This is a genomic window from Vibrio sp. ZF57 (assembly GCF_001691235.1).
GTDB lineage: Bacteria > Pseudomonadota > Gammaproteobacteria > Enterobacterales > Vibrionaceae > Vibrio > Vibrio crassostreae_C.
In genome coordinates, this window is sequence record NZ_MAKD01000108.1 from 1 (window position 1) to 18,489 (window position 18,489).

Annotated in this window: 12 protein-coding genes, 1 tRNA gene and 1 pseudogene; 11 read left to right on the top strand and 3 right to left on the bottom strand. The window is 44.9% G+C overall.

Annotation, left to right across the window (positions count from 1 at the left end; all coding sequences use genetic code 11):
• Positions 1-49 precede the first annotated feature (49 nt).
• Positions 50-907, bottom strand: coding sequence for a bifunctional methylenetetrahydrofolate dehydrogenase/methenyltetrahydrofolate cyclohydrolase FolD (gene folD, locus A6D97_RS16560; protein ID WP_017062367.1), 858 nt, complete (start codon positions 905-907; stop codon positions 50-52).
• 211 nt (positions 908-1,118) lie between these two features.
• Here folD and A6D97_RS16565 point away from each other — a divergent pair.
• A tRNA-Arg gene (locus tag A6D97_RS16565) sits at positions 1,119-1,195 on the top strand.
• Between the two features lie 269 nt (positions 1,196-1,464).
• A complete protein-coding gene (aroC, locus tag A6D97_RS16570; RefSeq protein ID WP_065584859.1) occupies positions 1,465-2,550 on the top strand; it encodes a chorismate synthase in 1,086 nt (361 codons plus the stop codon).
• Between the two features lie 150 nt (positions 2,551-2,700).
• On the opposite strand, the gene A6D97_RS16575 is transcribed toward aroC, so the two are convergent.
• On the bottom strand, positions 2,701-3,324 hold the full coding sequence (locus A6D97_RS16575; protein ID WP_017062358.1) for a trimeric intracellular cation channel family protein: 624 nt from the start codon (positions 3,322-3,324) through the stop codon (positions 2,701-2,703).
• Between the two features lie 298 nt (positions 3,325-3,622).
• Here A6D97_RS16575 and A6D97_RS16580 point away from each other — a divergent pair, with 298 nt between their 5' ends.
• From A6D97_RS16580 to A6D97_RS16590, 3 genes are all read left to right on the top strand, one after another.
• The gene (locus A6D97_RS16580) at positions 3,623-4,153 is read left to right on the top strand and encodes an elongation factor P hydroxylase (RefSeq protein WP_065584847.1); all 531 of its coding nucleotides are present in this window, start codon (positions 3,623-3,625) and stop codon (positions 4,151-4,153) included.
• A 9-nt stretch (positions 4,154-4,162) separates the two neighbouring features.
• Entirely contained in the window at positions 4,163-4,426 is a 264-nt protein-coding gene (locus A6D97_RS16585) for a YfcL family protein (RefSeq protein WP_017063425.1), read from the top strand.
• A gap of 176 nt (positions 4,427-4,602) precedes the next feature.
• Positions 4,603-5,124 (top strand): NADPH-dependent FMN reductase, encoded by a 522-nt coding sequence (locus tag A6D97_RS16590; protein ID WP_017070306.1) that lies wholly within the window; start codon positions 4,603-4,605, stop codon positions 5,122-5,124.
• A gap of 150 nt (positions 5,125-5,274) precedes the next feature.
• Here the strand turns inward: A6D97_RS16590 and mnmC are convergent, their stop codons facing one another.
• The gene (gene mnmC, locus A6D97_RS16595; protein ID WP_065584848.1) at positions 5,275-7,353 is read right to left on the bottom strand and encodes a bifunctional tRNA (5-methylaminomethyl-2-thiouridine)(34)-methyltransferase MnmD/FAD-dependent 5-carboxymethylaminomethyl-2-thiouridine(34) oxidoreductase MnmC; all 2,079 of its coding nucleotides are present in this window, start codon (positions 7,351-7,353) and stop codon (positions 5,275-5,277) included.
• Positions 7,354-7,481: 128 nt separating this feature from the next.
• Between mnmC and fabB the strand changes: the two genes are divergently transcribed.
• The 6 genes and pseudogenes from fabB (at position 7,482) to accD (ending at position 18,455) form a co-directional block, all read left to right on the top strand.
• Entirely contained in the window at positions 7,482-8,693 is a 1,212-nt protein-coding gene (gene fabB / locus A6D97_RS16600) for a beta-ketoacyl-ACP synthase I (protein WP_017062353.1), read from the top strand.
• A gap of 483 nt (positions 8,694-9,176) precedes the next feature.
• Entirely contained in the window at positions 9,177-10,310 is a 1,134-nt protein-coding gene (locus tag A6D97_RS16605; RefSeq protein ID WP_017062351.1) for a 4-phosphoerythronate dehydrogenase, read from the top strand.
• A 12-nt stretch (positions 10,311-10,322) separates the two neighbouring features.
• Entirely contained in the window at positions 10,323-11,336 is a 1,014-nt protein-coding gene (locus tag A6D97_RS16610; RefSeq protein ID WP_017062350.1) for an aspartate-semialdehyde dehydrogenase, read from the top strand.
• Between the two features lie 207 nt (positions 11,337-11,543).
• Positions 11,544-16,363: pseudogene (locus tag A6D97_RS16615) on the top strand (FimV/HubP family polar landmark protein).
• Positions 16,364-16,557: 194 nt separating this feature from the next.
• The gene (gene truA, locus A6D97_RS16620) at positions 16,558-17,352 is read left to right on the top strand and encodes a tRNA pseudouridine(38-40) synthase TruA (RefSeq protein WP_004734161.1); all 795 of its coding nucleotides are present in this window, start codon (positions 16,558-16,560) and stop codon (positions 17,350-17,352) included.
• A gap of 176 nt (positions 17,353-17,528) precedes the next feature.
• Complete coding sequence (accD, locus tag A6D97_RS16625) at positions 17,529-18,455, top strand: acetyl-CoA carboxylase, carboxyltransferase subunit beta (RefSeq protein WP_017062348.1); 927 nt, start codon at positions 17,529-17,531, stop codon at positions 18,453-18,455.
• The last annotated feature ends 34 nt before the right edge of the window (positions 18,456-18,489 follow it).

Consider the following 18,489-nt stretch of genomic DNA (forward strand, 5'->3'; position numbering starts at 1 on the left):
CAACGTTCATCACGTTGCGGCTTTCTAATTTATTTATATGCGCTGCGGACTATTTCGAGTGAAATTGCTCGCAAGCGATCATGGTGTTCTCGATTAGGCTCGCCACCGTCATTGGGCCAACACCACCCGGCACAGGTGTGATGAAGCTTGCGCTTTCTTTCGCTACGTCGTATTCAACGTCACCCACTAGTTTGCCAGATTCCAAACGGTTGATACCCACATCGACCACAACAGCGCCTTTCTTAATCCAAGCGCCAGGAATGAAGTTAGGTTTACCAACGGCAACTACAACAACGTCTGCTTGACGCACGTGACCTTCAAGGTCTTTGGTGAAGCGGTGACATGTTGTCGTCGTACAACCTGCTAGAAGAAGCTCTAGCGTCATTGGGCGACCTACGATGTTTGATGCGCCAACCACAACCGCGTGCTTACCACGTAAGTCGATGTTGTAACGGTCAAGCAGCGTGATGATGCCTTTTGGCGTGCAAGAGCGAAGCTTAGGCATGCGCTGAGCCAAACGGCCGACATTGTAGGGGTGGAAGCCATCAACGTCTTTTTCTGGCGTGATACGCTCAAGAACGTGAGTGCTATCAATGCCAGCTGGTAGAGGCAGTTGAACAAGAATACCGTCGATCTCTGGATCGTCGTTCAGTTGGTCTACCAGTGTTAACAATTCGTCTTCTGTCGCAGTGGCTGGCAAGTCGTAAGATTTAGATACGAAGCCAACTTCTTCACACGCTTTACGCTTACTTCCAACGTAAACCTGAGAAGCAGGGTCTTCACCCACTAAAACAACCGCTAGGCCCGGAGCGCGTAATCCAGCTTCAGTACGAGCTTTTACACGTGCAGCAACTTCGGAGCGAACCGTTTGAGAAATTAGCTTTCCATCAATATTTTGAGCAGTCATGAATTTCCTTAGTATTGATATTCAAGTTAGTGGCTGATGTTTTTGGCGCATTATTCCAGAAAATCTTTTTGATTACCATCAAGCAAACGTTTGCTTTGCTCTATTTTCCAACACTTATATGTTTGTTGGCCTTTTTTTACCCACTTAGATCAGAATGTTACATAAAGCCGTTGCTTTACTGATTCGAATTCGTATAATTCGTTCCTGTAGCGCGCCCTTAGCTCAGCTGGATAGAGCACCTCCCTTCTAAGGAGGTGGTCGAAGGTTCGAATCCTTCAGGGCGTGCCATTATTTAAAGAAACCCGATAACTCTCCGAGTTGTCGGGTTTTTTGCATTTTACATATCATAAAACACTTCTTTTCAAGCGCGACTCATTTTCTTCTGTTATTCGTTTCATTCGGCTTATGTAATAGAAAGTTAAAATTGTTCGTTTTTTGGGGTTTACATCATTTGGTAATAAAGCCACTATGAATTCACGAAGAATAGACAAGTAAAGCTATTAGCCAGTCGGTTTAGGAATCAAACCTTCTGATTGATGGCTGATTTAGAGGAAGCAATGGCAGGAAACAGTATCGGACAACACTTTCGAGTGGCCACATTCGGAGAGAGTCACGGTATCGCACTAGGATGTATCGTAGACGGGTGCCCACCAGGATTAGAAATTACCGAAGAAGATCTGCAGAAAGATCTGGACCGTCGTCGTCCGGGCACTTCTCGCTATACAACGGCTCGTCGTGAAGCGGATGAAGTGAAAATCTTATCAGGTGTATTTGAAGGCCAAACTACGGGTACTTCTATTGGTCTATTGATTGAAAATACAGACCAACGCTCTAAAGACTATTCCGAAATTAAAGACAAGTTCCGCCCTGGCCACGCTGACTATACGTACCATCAAAAGTACGGTGTGCGTGATTACCGAGGTGGTGGTCGTTCTTCAGCTCGTGAAACTGCAATGCGTGTTGCTGCAGGTGCAATTGCGAAGAAATACCTAAAACAAGAATTTGGTGTTGAAATCCAAGCTTACCTTTCTCAAATGGGTGATATCTCAATTGATAAAGTGGATTGGAACGAGATTGAAAACAACGCTTTCTTCTGTCCAGATGCCGACAAAGTACCAGAATTTGATCAACTGATTCGTGACTTGCTAAAAGAAGGCAACTCGATCGGTGCGAAGATTCAAGTGGTTGCGACTAAAGTGCCTGTAGGCCTTGGTGAGCCAATCTTTGACCGTCTAGATGCAGACATCGCGCACGCTCTAATGAGCATCAATGCGGTGAAAGGTGTTGAGATTGGTGATGGTTTTGATGTGGTTAATCAACGCGGTAGTGAACACCGTGATCCATTAACTCCAGAAGGTTTCAGCAGCAACCATGCTGGCGGTATCTTAGGTGGTATTTCTACTGGCCAAGATATTGTGGCAAGCATCGCGCTTAAACCAACATCAAGCATCACTGTACCTGGTGACACAATCACGAAAGATGGTGAAGCAACGCAGCTAATCACGAAAGGTCGTCACGATCCATGTGTTGGCATCCGTGCGGTACCTATTGCAGAAGCAATGCTGGCTATCGTGCTGCTTGACCACTTGCTACGTCATCGTGGTCAAAACTTTGGTGTGACAACTGAAACACCACAAATCTAATTCTGCTTCTTTTTATTTAGAATAGAATTGGTAGAAACAAAAAAGGGTTGCTTCGTAATGAAGTAACCCTTTTTCACATTAGCAGGATTATTCGTCCGGTTAGCGACTATCGTCATTAAAGACAGCTAGCAGCTTAAGGCTCTTAATCCATTAATGCACTGAACTTTCAGGATCAAGCTGGAACGAAGGCAAACTCCATTTGAATCTTACAGCCGCCATGCGCAGCAAGTAACCAACTACAAGCGTCACAATTGTCGCCGTGACGTCGTTGATGCCAAGCTCAAGCAAACCTAGGTACAAACCTGAAGCGACAAGTGCGACAGAGGCATACAGCTCTTCATGTAACACCAATGGTGTTTGACGACAGATAAGGTCACGTAACAAACCACCAAAGACACCTGTCACTAATGCCGATACCATGCAAATCATCGGGTGCAGACCCATGGTCATCGCTACTTTGGTACCAATGATACTGAATACGATTAGGCCTAAGGCATCCAAGCGAATAAACAAACCTTTTAGCTTGATAACCCATTTCGCCAACCCGGTTGTAATAACACCTGCTATACAGGTGATGGCCAGATACTGAGGGTTTTCAACCCAACCTAAAGGGTAATGGCCAAGTAAGATATCGCGTACTGTACCGCCGCCAATTGCCGTTGCGCTCGCAACCAACATTACACCAAACCAATCCATTTTTTGTTTGCCTGCACTGAGAGCGCCGGTCATGGCTTCTGCCGTGATGCCAATGATATACAAAACACTTAGTAGCATTGCTGTAGCTCTATAATTTAGGTCTATAAACTCGAGTCTTATAGGCCTTAGGGATATAAAATGAAGCGCGAGTGTAGTAGTAAAAATGCTTGTTGACGAATGAATATTTGTACCGTGAATGGGCGTTTCAGATTAGCTAAACTAATCATTCACCTTAAAGTGGTGTAATCTGGGAATGGCAATCGATTGTCACTGCAAAGTATAATGGCGAACCCGATGTCATTACGCTTGATAGGGCTTTACCGAGCGCTTAAAAAAAAGCAAAATGCCCCAGTTATTTTTACTTAAATTTGATTTTATGACACACCAATACTCAGACATTATCGATATCTTCAATCAGACCTTTTTTGAAAGCTTTAATACCAAACTAGAGCTAGGGGCTGATGAGCCGATCTATTTGCCTGCTGATGATACTATCCCACACCATCGAATCGTGTTCGCACGTGGCTTTTACGCCTCTGCACTCCATGAGATCGCACACTGGTGCGTTGCTGGGCCTGAGCGTCGTTTACTGGAAGATTTTGGCTATTGGTATGAGCCTGATGGTCGAACTGAGGCGGTTCAAGCTGAGTTTGAAAAAGTAGAAATTCGCCCACAAGCGTATGAATGGATAATTGCGATGAGTGCGGGCTTTCCTTTTAATGTCAGCTGTGACAATCTACACGGCGATTTTGAGCCAGATCGTTTGGCCTTTATGAATAAAGTACACAGTGAAGTCATGGGTATCTTTGACGCTGGTCTTCCGCCTCGAGTAAAAATGCTCTCTGAAGCATTGCGCAGCTTCTACGATGTAGAACCTTTATGTACTAGCCAATTTATTGTGAAATAAGAGAATATTATGATTATCGAATTTGAAGAAAAACTACTTGAAGTAATTGATGCTCGCATTGAAAACGCATCAGACGATGAACTGTTTGCTGGTGGTTACTTACGTGGTCATATTTCTCTTTCAGTGGCTTCATGTGAAGAAGAAGGCATTGAAGATGTGGCTGAAGTAAAAGCTCGTATTGAACAGAGCCTAGACGACGCTCGCTCTGAACTAACACCAGCAGACCGCACTATCGTTAATGACCTTTGGGTTGAGCTACAAAACCAAGCTTAATCTCGATGTATTAATACTATCCGCTCAGTCCCTTCCTTTCCCATTTTGCTGAGCGAACTGGTTTATTTGAGACTCGTTCGAAATTTTTGAATGAGTCCGTTCATTTCTTGTGATGGTTACATTTTCTTACTACGTTATTCTAATCCCACTTAACGGAATTACAGAAAGGTCACATCATGAAAGTTATCGCATTTGGCGCAAGCACAAGTTCTACCTCAATCAACAAAACACTAGCAACTTACGCAGCAAACTTGATTGAAGGTGCTGAAGTAAAAGTCCTAGACATCAACGATTACAATGTTCCTATGTTCAGTGAAGACACTGAAAAAGAGATTGGCCAAGCGGAAGGTGCTCAAGCATTCCTACGCGACCTAGCTGAAGCTGATGCGTTTGTTATCTCGTTCGCAGAACACAATGGTCACTACCCAGCAGCGTATAAAAACCTATTTGACTGGGCGACACGTATTGAGCGTTCAGTGTTTGGCGAGAAGCCGGCGGTTTACCTAGCGACTTCACCGGGCCCTGGTGGCGCACAAACGGTACTTGGTGCAGCGACAGGTTCTGCACCTTACTTCGGTGGCAACGTGCAAGCGTCAGTTTCAGTACCAAGCTTCTACGATAACTTTGATTTTGAGTCGGGCTCTATCAGCAACGAAGAGATTGCTCTACAGATTAAAGACGCGGTTGCTAAGCTGTAAATACTGCTCCATTTAGAACATCAGTTTAGATCAACACGAATAACAAAAAAACCGAGCGACTTAACTTAGTCACGTAGGGCTTTTTAGCTTTTAACTTATTAGTTTCAGATATTCAGAAATTTCAGATGTTCAAAATAGCTGAACTAGAAACTACGGCTTTGATTTAGAATGCTTGTCAGCAACCCATCCAGCCGTTAATGCCTTACCTTTACGCAGTCTGCGTACCCACATTCGACTTGGGTGAATCGCCTCAAGCACATCAACAGGCAAGGGCAGCGGATCGCCACAGATCTGTGATGCTAATACTTCAGCCAATAATGGTGCAGAGCTCAAACCACGTGAACCCAGTCCGATAAAGCAATAAAGGTTAGGGAAGCTTGTTACCGTTTCTACATCCTCAACCGAGTCACGCTGCGGGTTGAAGTTGTGGAGATCTTGGTACTGCTCCTTAATGGCTTCAAAGTCACCAACGTTTCCGACAAACGGAAGGTGGTCACGGCTTACGCTTCGGATACCTTGGCGCGCTAAGTTGTCACTGGTATCGACATCTTTTGTCCATGCTTGGTCTGGTAGTGACCCATGTAGGCGCTCGCCATTGTGCTGCTGAACCTCAATATCAAATTCTTGGTCGATATTGGTTTTGTCGTAGTTCGCACCAATACAGTGATGACCATTGTTGGGGTTCTGTGGCGTCAAATAGCCATCAAAGCACAACACGGTTTTTAGCTGGCTGAGATTTTCCGTGGTCGGAATATGGCTCACTTGGCCTTTAACCGGAGTCAGTGGTACTGGCTGAGTTTGTTCAAACTGAGTGAACTTGTGTCCGTTTGCGACAACTACTTGGTCGTGCTTGGTTTGAATCTCACCTTGAGGTGTATCCATCGTCAGTATCCATTGTTGTTCAGCTTCGAGCCACTCAAGTTGCGTTACTTGATGTTGATAGTGCGCGCTTACTTGGTTGTTCTCTTCTAACTTGCTAATCAAGCCTTGAGTCAGTTGCAGAGGGCTTAGCCAACCACCCAGCGGAAAGTAAACACTCTCTTTATCGACGGGTAAGCCAATCTTTTCGTTGGCTTGCTCTGGCGATAAACGCTGAATCAGGTCGGTGTGGAAGTTGCCTTCCAACATGCGGTTGAGCTTTTTAGTGGAGCCTTGATCCCACATCAAGATGTTCACGCCACACCAACTGTGATCAAATTGAATAGACTGAGCCGCTTGATTAATAAATTGACGAGCAAACAGTAATCCCGGGCCAAACACGCGAGACACGTTCGAGGTCGCTTCGCTTAATAGCGGGTAAATCGCACCTTGGTTGTTACCTGAGGCATTGCCCGCAGCTTGTGGATGTTCACAATAAAGGGTGATGTTTTTACCACGACGGCTTAGCGTTTTGGCTAATGCAGCACTGGCGACACCACCACCAATGATCGCAATGTCTTGGGATTCAGTGTGTTGAGCGAGGCCATACCAAGGTTTGATGTTGGTGTGAGCGTGCTTTTCGCCAAGTCGGCCGGCGACCATTTCTCGCTTAGTACCAAAGCCTTTGACCTTTTTCATTTCAAAGCCAGCTTCAATTAAGCCACGGCGAACAAAGCCAGCAGCGGTGAAGGTGGCGCAGCTACAATCTTGCTTAGCGAGCTTAGCCATGCCGTTGAATAGGTTTTGATTCCACATCTCTGGGTTCTTGCTCGGAGCAAAACCGTCTAAGAACCAAGCATCAACCAAACCTTCACGCGGGGTTGGTACGTTGGGCATGCAATCTTTAATATCGCCAAACCACAAATCAAGCGTGATTGCACCGTCGCCCAGCACAATGCGGTGACATTCAGGTAGAGCAATAGGGTAGTGTTCTTGGAGTTGCGTCGCATACTCGGCTAATTCTGGCCACGATTGGTGTGCTTTGATGAGATCCTCTTTATTTAAAGGATATTTTTCAAAACTGATGAAATGTAACTCTTTGGTCATCGCTTGTGGGTTATCTTTAAGAAAAGCATCGAACCATTGCCAAACTGCAAGAAAGTTCAAACCTGTGCCAAAGCCGGTTTCAGCAATCACAAAGCGGCGTTGTTCATGTTCAAGCCAACGCTCTGGAAGGTGGTTTTGCTTTAAAAAGACGTAGCGAGTTTCTTCTAAACCGTTAACATTGGAGAAGTAAACGTCGTCAAATTGGTCTGAAACTGGCGTGCCAGACTCATTCCATTCCAGTTCTGCATTAGTAATTGAAGTCATAAAATCTATCATTTTGTGATTTGAAGCGATATGTTGGTAGGGATTGTACGAATTTCTAGGAAAGCTGACCACTTTTGTTAGGCTTCTTAGTTATCATCTAGCTGAATTTAGAATTATAGGAATGTCACATGAAACGAGTCGTAATCACCGGTATGGGTATTGTTTCAAGTATCGGTAACAACGTCGAAGAAGTTTTAGCATCACTGAAAGAGGGTAAATCTGGTATTACCGCTTCAGAGCAGTTCAAGGAAAATGGCTTGCGCTCTCAAGTATGGGGTAACCTAAAAATGAACCCTGCTGACCATATCGATCGCAAAAAAATGCGCTTTATGGGTGATGCAGCGGCATTCGCTTATCTTTCAATGGAGCAAGCAATTGCTGATTCTGGCTTAACTGAAGATCAAGTATCTAATGACCGCACGGGTATCGTTGCGGGTTCAGGTGGTGCTTCATCTCTAAACCAAGTAAACGCGGTAGACATCATCCGTGAGAAAGGCGTGAAGCGCGTTGGTCCATACATGGTTCCACGTACAATGGCTTCTACGGTTTCTGCTTGTCTAGCAACTCCTTTCAAAATCCGTGGTGTGAACTACTCTATGAGCTCTGCATGTGCGACATCTGCACACTGTATTGGTCACGCAATGGAGCTTATCCAACTTGGTAAGCAAGACGTTGTATTCGCTGGTGGCGGTGAAGAACTGGATTGGTCTCTGACTATGATGTTCGACGCAATGGGCGCACTTTCTACTAAGTACAACGATACGCCAGAGCTGGCTTCTCGTACCTACGATGCAGACCGTGATGGTTTCGTTATCTCTGGTGGCGGCGGCATGTTAGTTATCGAAGAGCTTGAGCACGCTGTTGCTCGTGGCGCAAAAATCTACGGTGAAATCGTAGGCTACGGCGCAACTTCAGATGGCTACGACATGGTTGCTCCTTCTGGTGAAGGTGCGGTTCGTTGTATGAAGATGGCGATGCAAAACGTTGATGGCGTTGATTACGTGAACACTCACGGTACTTCAACTCCAGTTGGCGACGTTAAAGAGCTAGGCGCTATCCAAGAAGTATTTGGTGGCAACAGCCCAGCAATTTCTGCAACTAAAGCGATGACAGGTCACGCTCTAGGTGCTGCTGGCGTACACGAAGCTATTTACTCAACGCTAATGCTAGATAACGGCTTTATCGCTCCAAGCATTAACGTTTCGAACCTAGACGAAGCTGCTGCTGGCCTAGACATCGTAACTGAAGCTCGTGATCAAGAGCTAACTACAGTTATGTCTAACAGTTTTGGTTTCGGCGGTACGAACGCAACACTAGTAATCAAAAAGTACCAAGCTTAACTTAAGCTTGAGTTACAGAGACAAGGTTAATCGTTAAAGGGTTGCGCTAGTGCCGATTCAACACGCACAGGTCACCCAGTAATAATGACCATCAGAACAAAGTTTTTAGACGCAGGTTGGTAAACGTGTTTTTTGAACATAGTTTTTAAATCTGGGTTTAGAGATTGAAAGGTTTCCAGAGCTTGACCAGTACTGACTTTGGTTAGTACTGGTTGAACAGACGCAAGACTCTGTCTCCTGGAGAGCGAGATAGGATCCTTTTGTTCTGGATGTTTGCCCGATTGTTTATTCAATCGGGCATTTTTCGTTTTAGCCGTTTGAGATTTGGGTATGGAATCTTATGCCTGTTGTTTGTGCAGACTCAGTGATTCAGCCCTTTATTTATAATGTATTCCAATTGCTACTCGACACCGTGTGTGGAATTTTGCACAATCATTTCAATTCACATTTAGGTCGATAGACCCCAACAAAAGTACTCGCCAAATGAAAATCTTAATCGACGAAAATATGCCTTACGCTGAAGCGCTTTTTAGCCAGCTAGGGGAAGTGACAATGAAGTCTGGTCGCACATTAACAGCTGACGACCTAGTTGACGTAGACGCATTGATGATTCGCTCTGTTACCAAGGTAAACGAGTCATTGATCAGCAAAGCCAATAAGCTGAAGTTTGTTGGTACTGCGACGGCTGGCATGGATCACGTTGACCAAGAGTTGATGAAAGAGCGTGGTATTTTCTTTACTGCGGCACCTGGTTGTAACAAGGTGGGTGTTGCTGAGTACGCGTTCAGTGCGATGATGGTGCTTGCGCAGCAACAAGGCTTTTCTGTTTTTGATAAAACGGTTGGTATTATCGGCTGTGGTCAAGTGGGCAGTTACTTAGCGAAGTGCCTTGAAGGTATTGGTATCAAAGTTCTGCTGAACGACCCTCTAAAACAGCAAGAGGGTGATACTCGCGAATTTACTGAGTTAGAGACTTTGCTTGAACAATCAGACGTTATTACATTACACACGCCAATCACTAAGACGGGTGAGTATCCAACGCATCACTTGATCAGTGAGCAAGTGCTGAACAACTTACGTGCTGATCAAATCCTGATTAATGCGGCTCGTGGCCCAGTTGTTGATAACCAAGCGCTAAAAGCTCGCCTGCAAAAAGCCGATGGTTTCACTGCAGTGCTTGATGTGTTTGAGTTTGAACCTGAAGTCGACTTTGAGCTTCTTCCGTTACTCGCTTTTGCAACGCCTCACGTAGCGGGCTACGGTTTAGAAGGTAAAGCGCGTGGTACCACGATGATCTTCAACAGTTATTGTGAATTTTTAGGTACTGAACAGCGTGCGTATGCAAGCGACTTATTGCCGACAGCGCCTGTACCTCAAATGAAATTAGATAGAGCTTGGGATGAAGCAACACTGCACAATTTGACTCAGTTGATCTATGATGTGCGCAAAGACGACGCCTTATTCCGTCGCAATATCGTTACGCCGGGTTCTTTTGACAAGATGCGTAAAGAATATTGGGACCGCAGAGAGTACAGTGCAGTCGAGTTAACGGGCGACGAATCTTGTAATTTAACGCCGTTATCTAAACTCGGTTTTATGGTAAAGCCAACTTTATAAAAGAGAGAAACAATGAGCCAAGAATTTAATATTGCTATTTTAGGTGCGACTGGTGCGGTTGGTGAAACCATTCTTGAAGTACTTAAAGAGCGTAAATTCCCTGTCGGTGAAATGCACTTACTAGCAAGTGAACGTAGTGAAGGCAAAACTTCCCGTTTTAACGGCAAAACAATACAAGTACAAAACGTAGAAGACTTCGATTGGTCTCAAGTACATATTGCGTTTTTCTCTGCAGGTAGCGAGCTTTCAGAGCGTTGGGCTCCAATTGCGGCTGATGAAGGTGTGGTTGTCATCGATAACACATCACGCTTCCGTTACGAATACGATGTTCCTCTGGTTGTTCCTGAAGTGAACCCTGAAGCGATTGCTGAGTTCCGTAACCGTAACATCATCGCGAACCCTAACTGCTCGACTATCCAAATGGTAGTAGCGCTAAAACCAATTCACGATGAAGTGGGCCTTGAGCGTATTAACGTTTCAACTTACCAATCTGTGTCTGGTGCAGGTAAGCCAGGTATCGATGAGCTAGCGGGTCAAACGGCTAAGCTTCTTAACGGTATGCCAGCTGAAAACTCAGCGTTCTCACAACAAATCGCTTTCAACTGTATTCCTCAAATCGATGAATTTACAGAGAATGGCTACACGCGTGAAGAGATGAAGATGGTTTGGGAAACTCAAAAAATCTTTGCTGACTCTTCAATCACAGTGAACCCGACTTGTGTCCGCGTACCAGTATTTTACGGTCACGCAGAATCTCTACACATTGAAACTCGCGCACCAATCGGTGCAGAGCAAGTGGTTCAGCTTCTAGAGAACACAGAAGGTGTTGAAGTATTCCAAGCGCTAGACTTCCCAACTCAAGTTCGTGATGCAGGTGGTAAAGACCACGTAATGGTTGGTCGTATTCGTAACGACATCAGCCATCACAGTGGCGTAAACATGTGGGTTGTCGCTGATAACGTTCGTAAAGGCGCAGCAACAAACGCAGTTCAAATCGCTGAAGTTCTGATTCGCGATTACTTCTAAGCTTTATTGCTTTGATAAAAAAGCCTCACTCTTTAGTGGGGCTTTTTTAATCGATTAAAAATATTGTTAGTCAAATTGTGTGAAATTGCTGCGAATATTGTTGCTGCAACACATTTTTTGTTTTCATCTCTATAGTTTTACGTCATTTATCCGATATATTTAATAGATCATCACTTTTCCGAATTTAAGCACCTAGCTGAGCCTTTTATGTTTCAAATTTTCAAGCCGTGGTTAATGCCTTTTGCCTTTATCATTGCGACTCAGATTTCCGTTGTTCGTGCAGATTCCATTCGAGTTGTAGGGCCTAATGGCCAGATACAATCAGCGCCTACGTTTTCAGAACCACTTCAAAGAGCGCAATCAAATAGCGCTGAGCCTTCACGTTTCTATGGTCCAACTCGCGGCTCAGAAACATTGTGGTCTATTGCCTCAAAGTTACGCCCTGATAACTCCGTTTCAGTCCAACAAACTCTGTTGGCTATTTATCGCTTAAACCCACAAGCGTTTGAAAACCAGAATATCCATAGCCTGCTGCCTGCGAGCAATCTACGCGTGCCTTCTTTAGAGCAAGCACGTGCAAGCTCGACGCAGCAAGCTATCAACATCATGAACTCACATCTTGCTAAGCTTGATGCTCCTGCAAGTAAGCCTGTCGCTTCAAAACCCAAAGCGCCGAGTTCTGATGCAAAAAATGTTACTCCTGCTAAGCAAGTAAGCACTACTGAAACTGCTAAAAAGCCATTGTCTCCAACTCAATCATCTCTAGCTCAATCTGCACCAACCCAAGATATGAACAAGTTAGAGAAGCAGCTAGAGCTTTCAGAAACTGAACTGCTGTCACTTGAAGAGAAAAATCACCAACTTCGTTTGATGTTATCGAATGTTCAATCGGAAGTGGATGAGCTAAAAACAGAGCTCAGTGATGAAGACCGCATTCGTAGCGAAGTGGAAAAGCTGCTTGATGAAGAGCGCAGAAAGAACGCCGAAATTGAAAAGATGGCACCAAGTGTCATGGACGAACTGTTATCGAATGGTTGGTTAGTGGCGGCTCTTGCGATTATTCCAGGTCTGCTCATTGGTTTGATCGTTGTGATGCTGTTAGGCCGTCGTTCTAAAAATGATGAGCAACAGCAGACGACTCAAGAACAACCGCTCCAGCCAGAACCAAGTACCGTTGCACCTATTACATTGGGCGACGAGATGGACGACCTTAACGAGCTGTCTTTAGATGATGACTTGTTTGGTACGGAAGATGACGCCAACAAGCTGTTTGACGATCAAGCGCTAGCCGAAGAGGATGATGTCTTTGCTGGTTTAGATGAATCTGATCTCGATTTCAATCTAGATGGTGAAGACGATGACCCATTTGCTAGCATTGGCGAAAACGGTGATTTAGACACCAACTTCGACGATCTAGATTTAGACAGCAGCAACGGCATTAGTGTTAATGGCGAAGAGAAAGCGCTTGGCCTTGAAGAGATGGAACGTGCGCTAGACAAAACAGCGGAAAGCGCCGTCGATACTGATGATGTCGACTTTGATCTTTCTGATGATAACGCAATGTCTGCTGATGACATTGAAGCTTTACTATCTCAAGAGTCTGAAACTGAAGATCTCGGTTCCAACGAGCTAGACCAATCTTTATTAGATGATCTGTTTGCTCTTGATGACGAAGATGACGACAGCTTCGATATTGATGCTCTGATTTCGGAAGAGCAAAATGATTCGCCTTCTAGCACTGAAACACCAGCAAGCGATGATTTTGACATCGATGCGCTTATCTCTGAGCAACAAAGTGAGACTAAGCCTGTTGATTTGAGCAATGACGATTTTGATATTGATGCTCTAATCTCTGAACAACAGTCCCCTGAGCCAGCTTCACCGACAGCGAATGATGATATTGATGACATCTTTGCCCAAGTTGCTGCTCAGAACGATCAAGCGAATGACCCTTTCAACCTCGATAGCGACGATGAGATTGCCACTAACCTAAACAGTGGTTTGGCGTCTGATGATGATATCGAAAACATTCTGTCTCAGTTCGATAAGCCCATCGTAAATGAAGAACCTCAAGACAGCGTTGATCTGCTTGATGAGCAACTGGCAGGCGATGACGTAGACCTAAGTAACTCGACAGACCTTCTTGATGAGATGCTAGGGGACGATTCGGATGATGAGTCTGAAAGCGAACCTCTTGGCTTTGATTCTCTGTCTGAGCTTGAAGAGCTTTCTGGTTTATCGACCGATGATGACCTCAACATCGCAGAAGACAGCACGGAAACCTTGGATGAATTAATAGGTGACTCTGACGAGGATGATTTCGAACTCGACGCCGAAAGTACCGACTTATTGGATGATTTCCTTGATAGTGAATTGTCAGATGATGAGCTTTTAGCGGATGCATCAAAATCAGAATCTCTAGGCCCATTTGATGACTTACTGACAAGTGGCATTGAAGACGAGCTTGAATCTGAAGATAAGACGTTTGATAAAGAGTTAGACGCAGCCTTTGGTTCGGACAACGCCAATGAGGAGCCTGAAAAGGACTCAGACGTTGAGCTTACTCCGTTAACCTCTGAAGGTGAGCCTGAGCAAGATCCGGACATTAGTGAAACACCACAACCTGAAGTCGTTACTGATGAATCGTTAGATTCTGAAATGACTCAAGAAAGTTCTGACATTAAGCCAGAAAATGATGAAGCCTTTAATCGTGATGGTTTTATCGATGATTTGTTCGGTGTCGCACCGGCAACGGATGCTTTGCTTGATGACTCGCTAGAAACAACAGACGAAGCGTTGATTGATGAGTTAATGACTTCTGATGACAATGATTTGTTGCCAGCAATAGAAGAGCCTGTTGAACCATCAATTGACAATACGGTTGAACCAGAGCAAGCGTCTCTTTTAGACAGCGACGAAGTATCAGCGCAAGAAACCGCATCATCGGTTGAAGATGATGAACTGGATATCGACTCGCTGTTATCTGAGAATTCTGATTTTGACAAACCAGATTTTGAAGAGCGAGTTAAAGAAGAAACCGCACAACAAGAACCAGAGCCGAAAGAAGCCGACGTACAAGAGCAAGCTTCGCCATCGTCTTTGAACGATATCTCTGAAGATGAAGAAGAAACGGTTGAAGACTGGTTAGCTGAAGCCATCGACGATGTAGAGTCGCCAGCGAACATTGACTCTGATTTTGACTTTGAACCGAAAATCCAAGGTAGCGATCAGCTTGAAGATGTCGTTGAATCCTTGCCAGAGCCAGAGCCAGAGCCAGAGCCAGAGCCAGAGCCAGAGCCAGAGCCAGGCCAGTTCGTGCTGCAAACATGCCAGAGATCATTCCAAATGAATTTGGTGTGCCAGAAGACGATGATTGGCTGATTGAAGATGAGGCGTCTGAACCAGAAGCATTAGCGGAAACTGACGTAACACCAGAGCTAGTGACACCTGTCGCTGAACCGAAAGTTGAAGCTACACCACAAGCGGAAGTTCTAGGACAAGAAGGCGAAGAAGAATTCTCGTTTGATGACTTCGAATTGCCAGAGTTTAATGAAGAAGATGCACTAGCGGAAGCTGATGCTGAATCAACACCAGAACCAGTAACGCCAGCTATTGATGCTCAACCAAGTGTTGAGCCTCAAACTGAAGCCCAAGTTATAGCTCAGGCGCAAGACGACGAAGAGTTTTCGTTTGATGATTTCGACTTACCAGAGTTTAGTGAAGAAGACGCACTAGCGGAAGCTGATGCTGAATCAACAACAGAGCCAGCAACGCCTGCTATAGACTCTCAATCAAGTGTTGAATCGCAACCTACCGCTGAGCCTCAGTTAGATGCTGCACCACAAGTTGAAACTGCGAAACCAGAAAGCGAAGAAGAATTCTCGCTTGATGACTTCGAACTACCAGAGTTTGGTGAAGACGATGCGTTAGCGGAAGTGGTGAGTGAACCAGATGAAGCACAGTTAGAGCAAGACTTAGCGCCTGACACAGAGAAGTTCGAGTTCGATGACCTTGATCTTCCGGAGTACGATGAAGAAAGCGCAAAAGCAGACTCTGTTTTAGATGATATTGAGCAAAGCAATGCCGAGCCGGTGGCGGAAGCCCAAGGCGTAGAGTTCGATGAGTTTGATTTACCGGAATATGGTGAAGATGAAGCCATCTCTGATGCGTTTGCTGAGAAGCCAACACCACTGACTTCTTTCAGCCCACAAGGCGAAGAGCAAGATGCGTTGCATGATCTGTTCTCAAATCCGCAGAGCTATAGTCAGGCTGATGATTTCTCGAATGCTGAAGACTCTGAACCGGCTGGTTTTGCACAGCCAGAACAATCACTGAGCGCGGCTTCAGAGCCAAACTCAACGCCTGCAGCGGTTCAAGACGAGCCACTAGAAGGCTTTGATGACTTTGATGAGACAGCATTAGCTGAGTTGCTTTCTGAAGATGTTCAAGACTCTGTCGACAACATGTTCGATAAGCCATTGGACGCAACTTCGATTGATAGCGCAGGGTTAGATATTGACGCCATGCTTGAAGTCGGCGGCGAAGACTGGAAAGGCTTTAACCTAGCGCCAGAACAACAATCGAGCATGCATAATGATGTGCCTGATGACCAACAAGAGATTTGGGCATCGGCTGAACAGCAAGCTGAACCGAAAATCAAAGAAGAGAATTGGGCTGAACAAGACAATCTAACCGAATCAGGCAACAGTCGTGATAAGCAGTACATGACGATTGATGAGCTAATGGCTCAAGTCGAGCAAGAAGGTGAAGAAGTCATTAATCCAGACGATGAAGAGCTTAAACTGGATGTGGGTCTTAACGAATTCCCTGATGTTATCGGTGATATTGGCAATTATGATGTCGACAGCAATGCAGAAGCTGCGGGTAAGCTTGATTTGGCCAAAATCTACATCGAGATGAGTGACTCGCAAGGGGCAATTAAGCTTCTAGAAGAGGCAATCGTTGACGGCAGCGATGATATTCGTCGAGAGGCAAAAAATCTTATCGATACGTTAAACGGTCGATAAATTTACAAATCAGAAAGGGTAGCGTTGGCTACCCTTTATTTTAAGGCGATACAGAGCGCTATCGTTTCATTTGGTTTTTCAACAGCATCGTCTCGGTCGATGCTGATTGTTTATTGAAGTTTTAGCCCCATCCTATTTGGGCTAGCACTGATTTCCGTATATACTTCTCGCCCATTTTCAAAGAGAACAAGAACATGAAAATTGCTTTAGGTATTGAATATAACGGTACCCACTACTTTGGTTGGCAGCGCCAACGAGACGTGAAAAGTGTCCAAGAAGAATTGGAAAAGGCTCTTTCAGTTGTCGCGAATCACCCTGTAGAAGTTATGTGCGCAGGTCGTACAGATGCCGGTGTTCACGGTACGGGACAAGTCGTTCACTTTGAAACTAATGTCGATCGTAAAATGGTGGCATGGACAATGGGCGCGAATGCCAACATGCCAAAAGATATTGCGGTTCGTTGGGCGACAGAAGTGAATGAGGATTTCCATGCTCGTTTCTCGGCTACTGCCCGCCGTTATCGCTACATTATCTTTAACCATGCACTACGCCCAGGCATTTTGAATTCAGGTGTGAGCCATTATCATGGTCATCTTGATGAGAAAAAAATGCATGAAGCGGGTCAGTACTTACTTGGTGAGAATGACTTCACTTCGTTCAGGGCAACACACTGTCAATCTCGTAGCCCATGGAGAAACATGATTCACTTGAACGTGACTCGTCATGGACACTACATTGTGATCGATATTAAAGCGAATGCGTTTGTTCACCACATGGTGAGGAATATTACGGGTAGCCTTATTGCCGTAGGTAAAGGTGAGCAGAAACCAGAGTGGATCCAGTGGCTTTTAGAAGCTAAAGATCGAAAAGTAGCCGGCGCAACTGCAAAAGCGGAAGGTTTGTATCTGGTGGATGTTGATTATCCTGAACATTTTGAGCTACCACGAGAGCCAATTGGTCCTCTATTTTTACCGGATAATTTGAACTAAATGTGAGACTTAGGTTCAAAAATTATTACGGTTTAGTGCGTAAGATAGTCCCAGAAAATAGGTACAACCAGTTTTTTATCTACAGTCGCTGTTTTATGTGCTTTAATTCCCACGCATAATTCCCAAATTTATTTCTTTCGCAATCAAGCGGAAGAATCGAAACAAAAAGGTCTTCCATGAGTTGGCTTGAAAAGATTTTAGAAAAAAGCAACATCGTAACATCTCGTAAAGCGTCTATCCCTGAGGGTGTTTGGACGAAATGTACTTCTTGTGAGCAGGTTCTGTACCATGCTGAACTAGAGCGTAACCTAGAAGTATGTCCAAAATGTGACCATCACATGCGCATGAAAGCACGTCGTCGTCTGGATACATTCCTAGACAAAGGTGAGCGTGTTGAACTAGGTGCTGATCTTGAGCCACAAGACAAGCTGAAGTTTAAAGACTCTAAGCGTTACAAAGAACGTATCTCTGCTGCTCAAAAGAACAGTGGTGAAACAGACGCATTAGTTGCAATGAAAGGCGAACTATTGGGTTTACCTATCGTAGCGTGTGCTTTTGAATTCTCATTCATGGGCGGCTCAATGGGTTCTGTTGTTGGTGCTCGTTTCGTGAAAGCGGTAGATGCTGCTATCGAGAACAACTGTGGTTTAGTGTGTTTCTCTGCAAGTGGTGGTGCTCGTATGCAAGAGGCATTGATGTCTCTAATGCAAATGGCGAAAACCAGTGCTGCGCTTGAGCGTTTATCTGCGAAAGGCCTACCGTTTGTTTCAGTTATGACTGATCCAACAATGGGTGGTGTTTCTGCAAGTTTGGCAATGCTTGGCGATATCAATATTGGTGAACCAAAAGCACTGATCGGTTTTGCTGGACGTCGTGTAATCGAACAAACGGTACGTGAAGACCTTCCTGAAGGTTTCCAACGCAGTGAGTTCCTACTAGACCACGGTGCTATCGACATGATTGTTGACCGTCGTGAGATGCGTCAGCGCGTTGCAAGCCTTGTTGCTAAAATGACCAACCAGCCTTCACCATTAGTAGTTTCTGTGAACGATTCACCGAATGAAGCTACTTATGAAGTACCAGAAGCGCCAGAAAAAGGGTAAAGTACCTTCTAACAAACCAACTTAATTATGGTTA

Bases quoted from the DNA above. Each gene is read 5' to 3' on its own strand.
- folD (WP_017062367.1), bottom strand. From the start codon at position 907: ATGACTGCTCAAAATATTGATGGAAAGCTAATTTCTCAAACGGTTCGC.
- aroC (WP_065584859.1), top strand. From the start codon at position 1,465: ATGGCAGGAAACAGTATCGGACAACACTTTCGAGTGGCCACATTCGGA.
- A6D97_RS16575 (WP_017062358.1), bottom strand. From the start codon at position 3,324: ATGCTACTAAGTGTTTTGTATATCATTGGCATCACGGCAGAAGCCATG.
- A6D97_RS16580 (WP_065584847.1), top strand. From the start codon at position 3,623: ATGACACACCAATACTCAGACATTATCGATATCTTCAATCAGACCTTT.
- A6D97_RS16585 (WP_017063425.1), top strand. From the start codon at position 4,163: ATGATTATCGAATTTGAAGAAAAACTACTTGAAGTAATTGATGCTCGC.
- A6D97_RS16590 (WP_017070306.1), top strand. From the start codon at position 4,603: ATGAAAGTTATCGCATTTGGCGCAAGCACAAGTTCTACCTCAATCAAC.
- mnmC (WP_065584848.1), bottom strand. From the start codon at position 7,353: ATGACTTCAATTACTAATGCAGAACTGGAATGGAATGAGTCTGGCACG.
- fabB (WP_017062353.1), top strand. From the start codon at position 7,482: ATGAAACGAGTCGTAATCACCGGTATGGGTATTGTTTCAAGTATCGGT.
- A6D97_RS16605 (WP_017062351.1), top strand. From the start codon at position 9,177: ATGAAAATCTTAATCGACGAAAATATGCCTTACGCTGAAGCGCTTTTT.
- A6D97_RS16610 (WP_017062350.1), top strand. From the start codon at position 10,323: ATGAGCCAAGAATTTAATATTGCTATTTTAGGTGCGACTGGTGCGGTT.
- truA (WP_004734161.1), top strand. From the start codon at position 16,558: ATGAAAATTGCTTTAGGTATTGAATATAACGGTACCCACTACTTTGGT.
- accD (WP_017062348.1), top strand. From the start codon at position 17,529: ATGAGTTGGCTTGAAAAGATTTTAGAAAAAAGCAACATCGTAACATCT.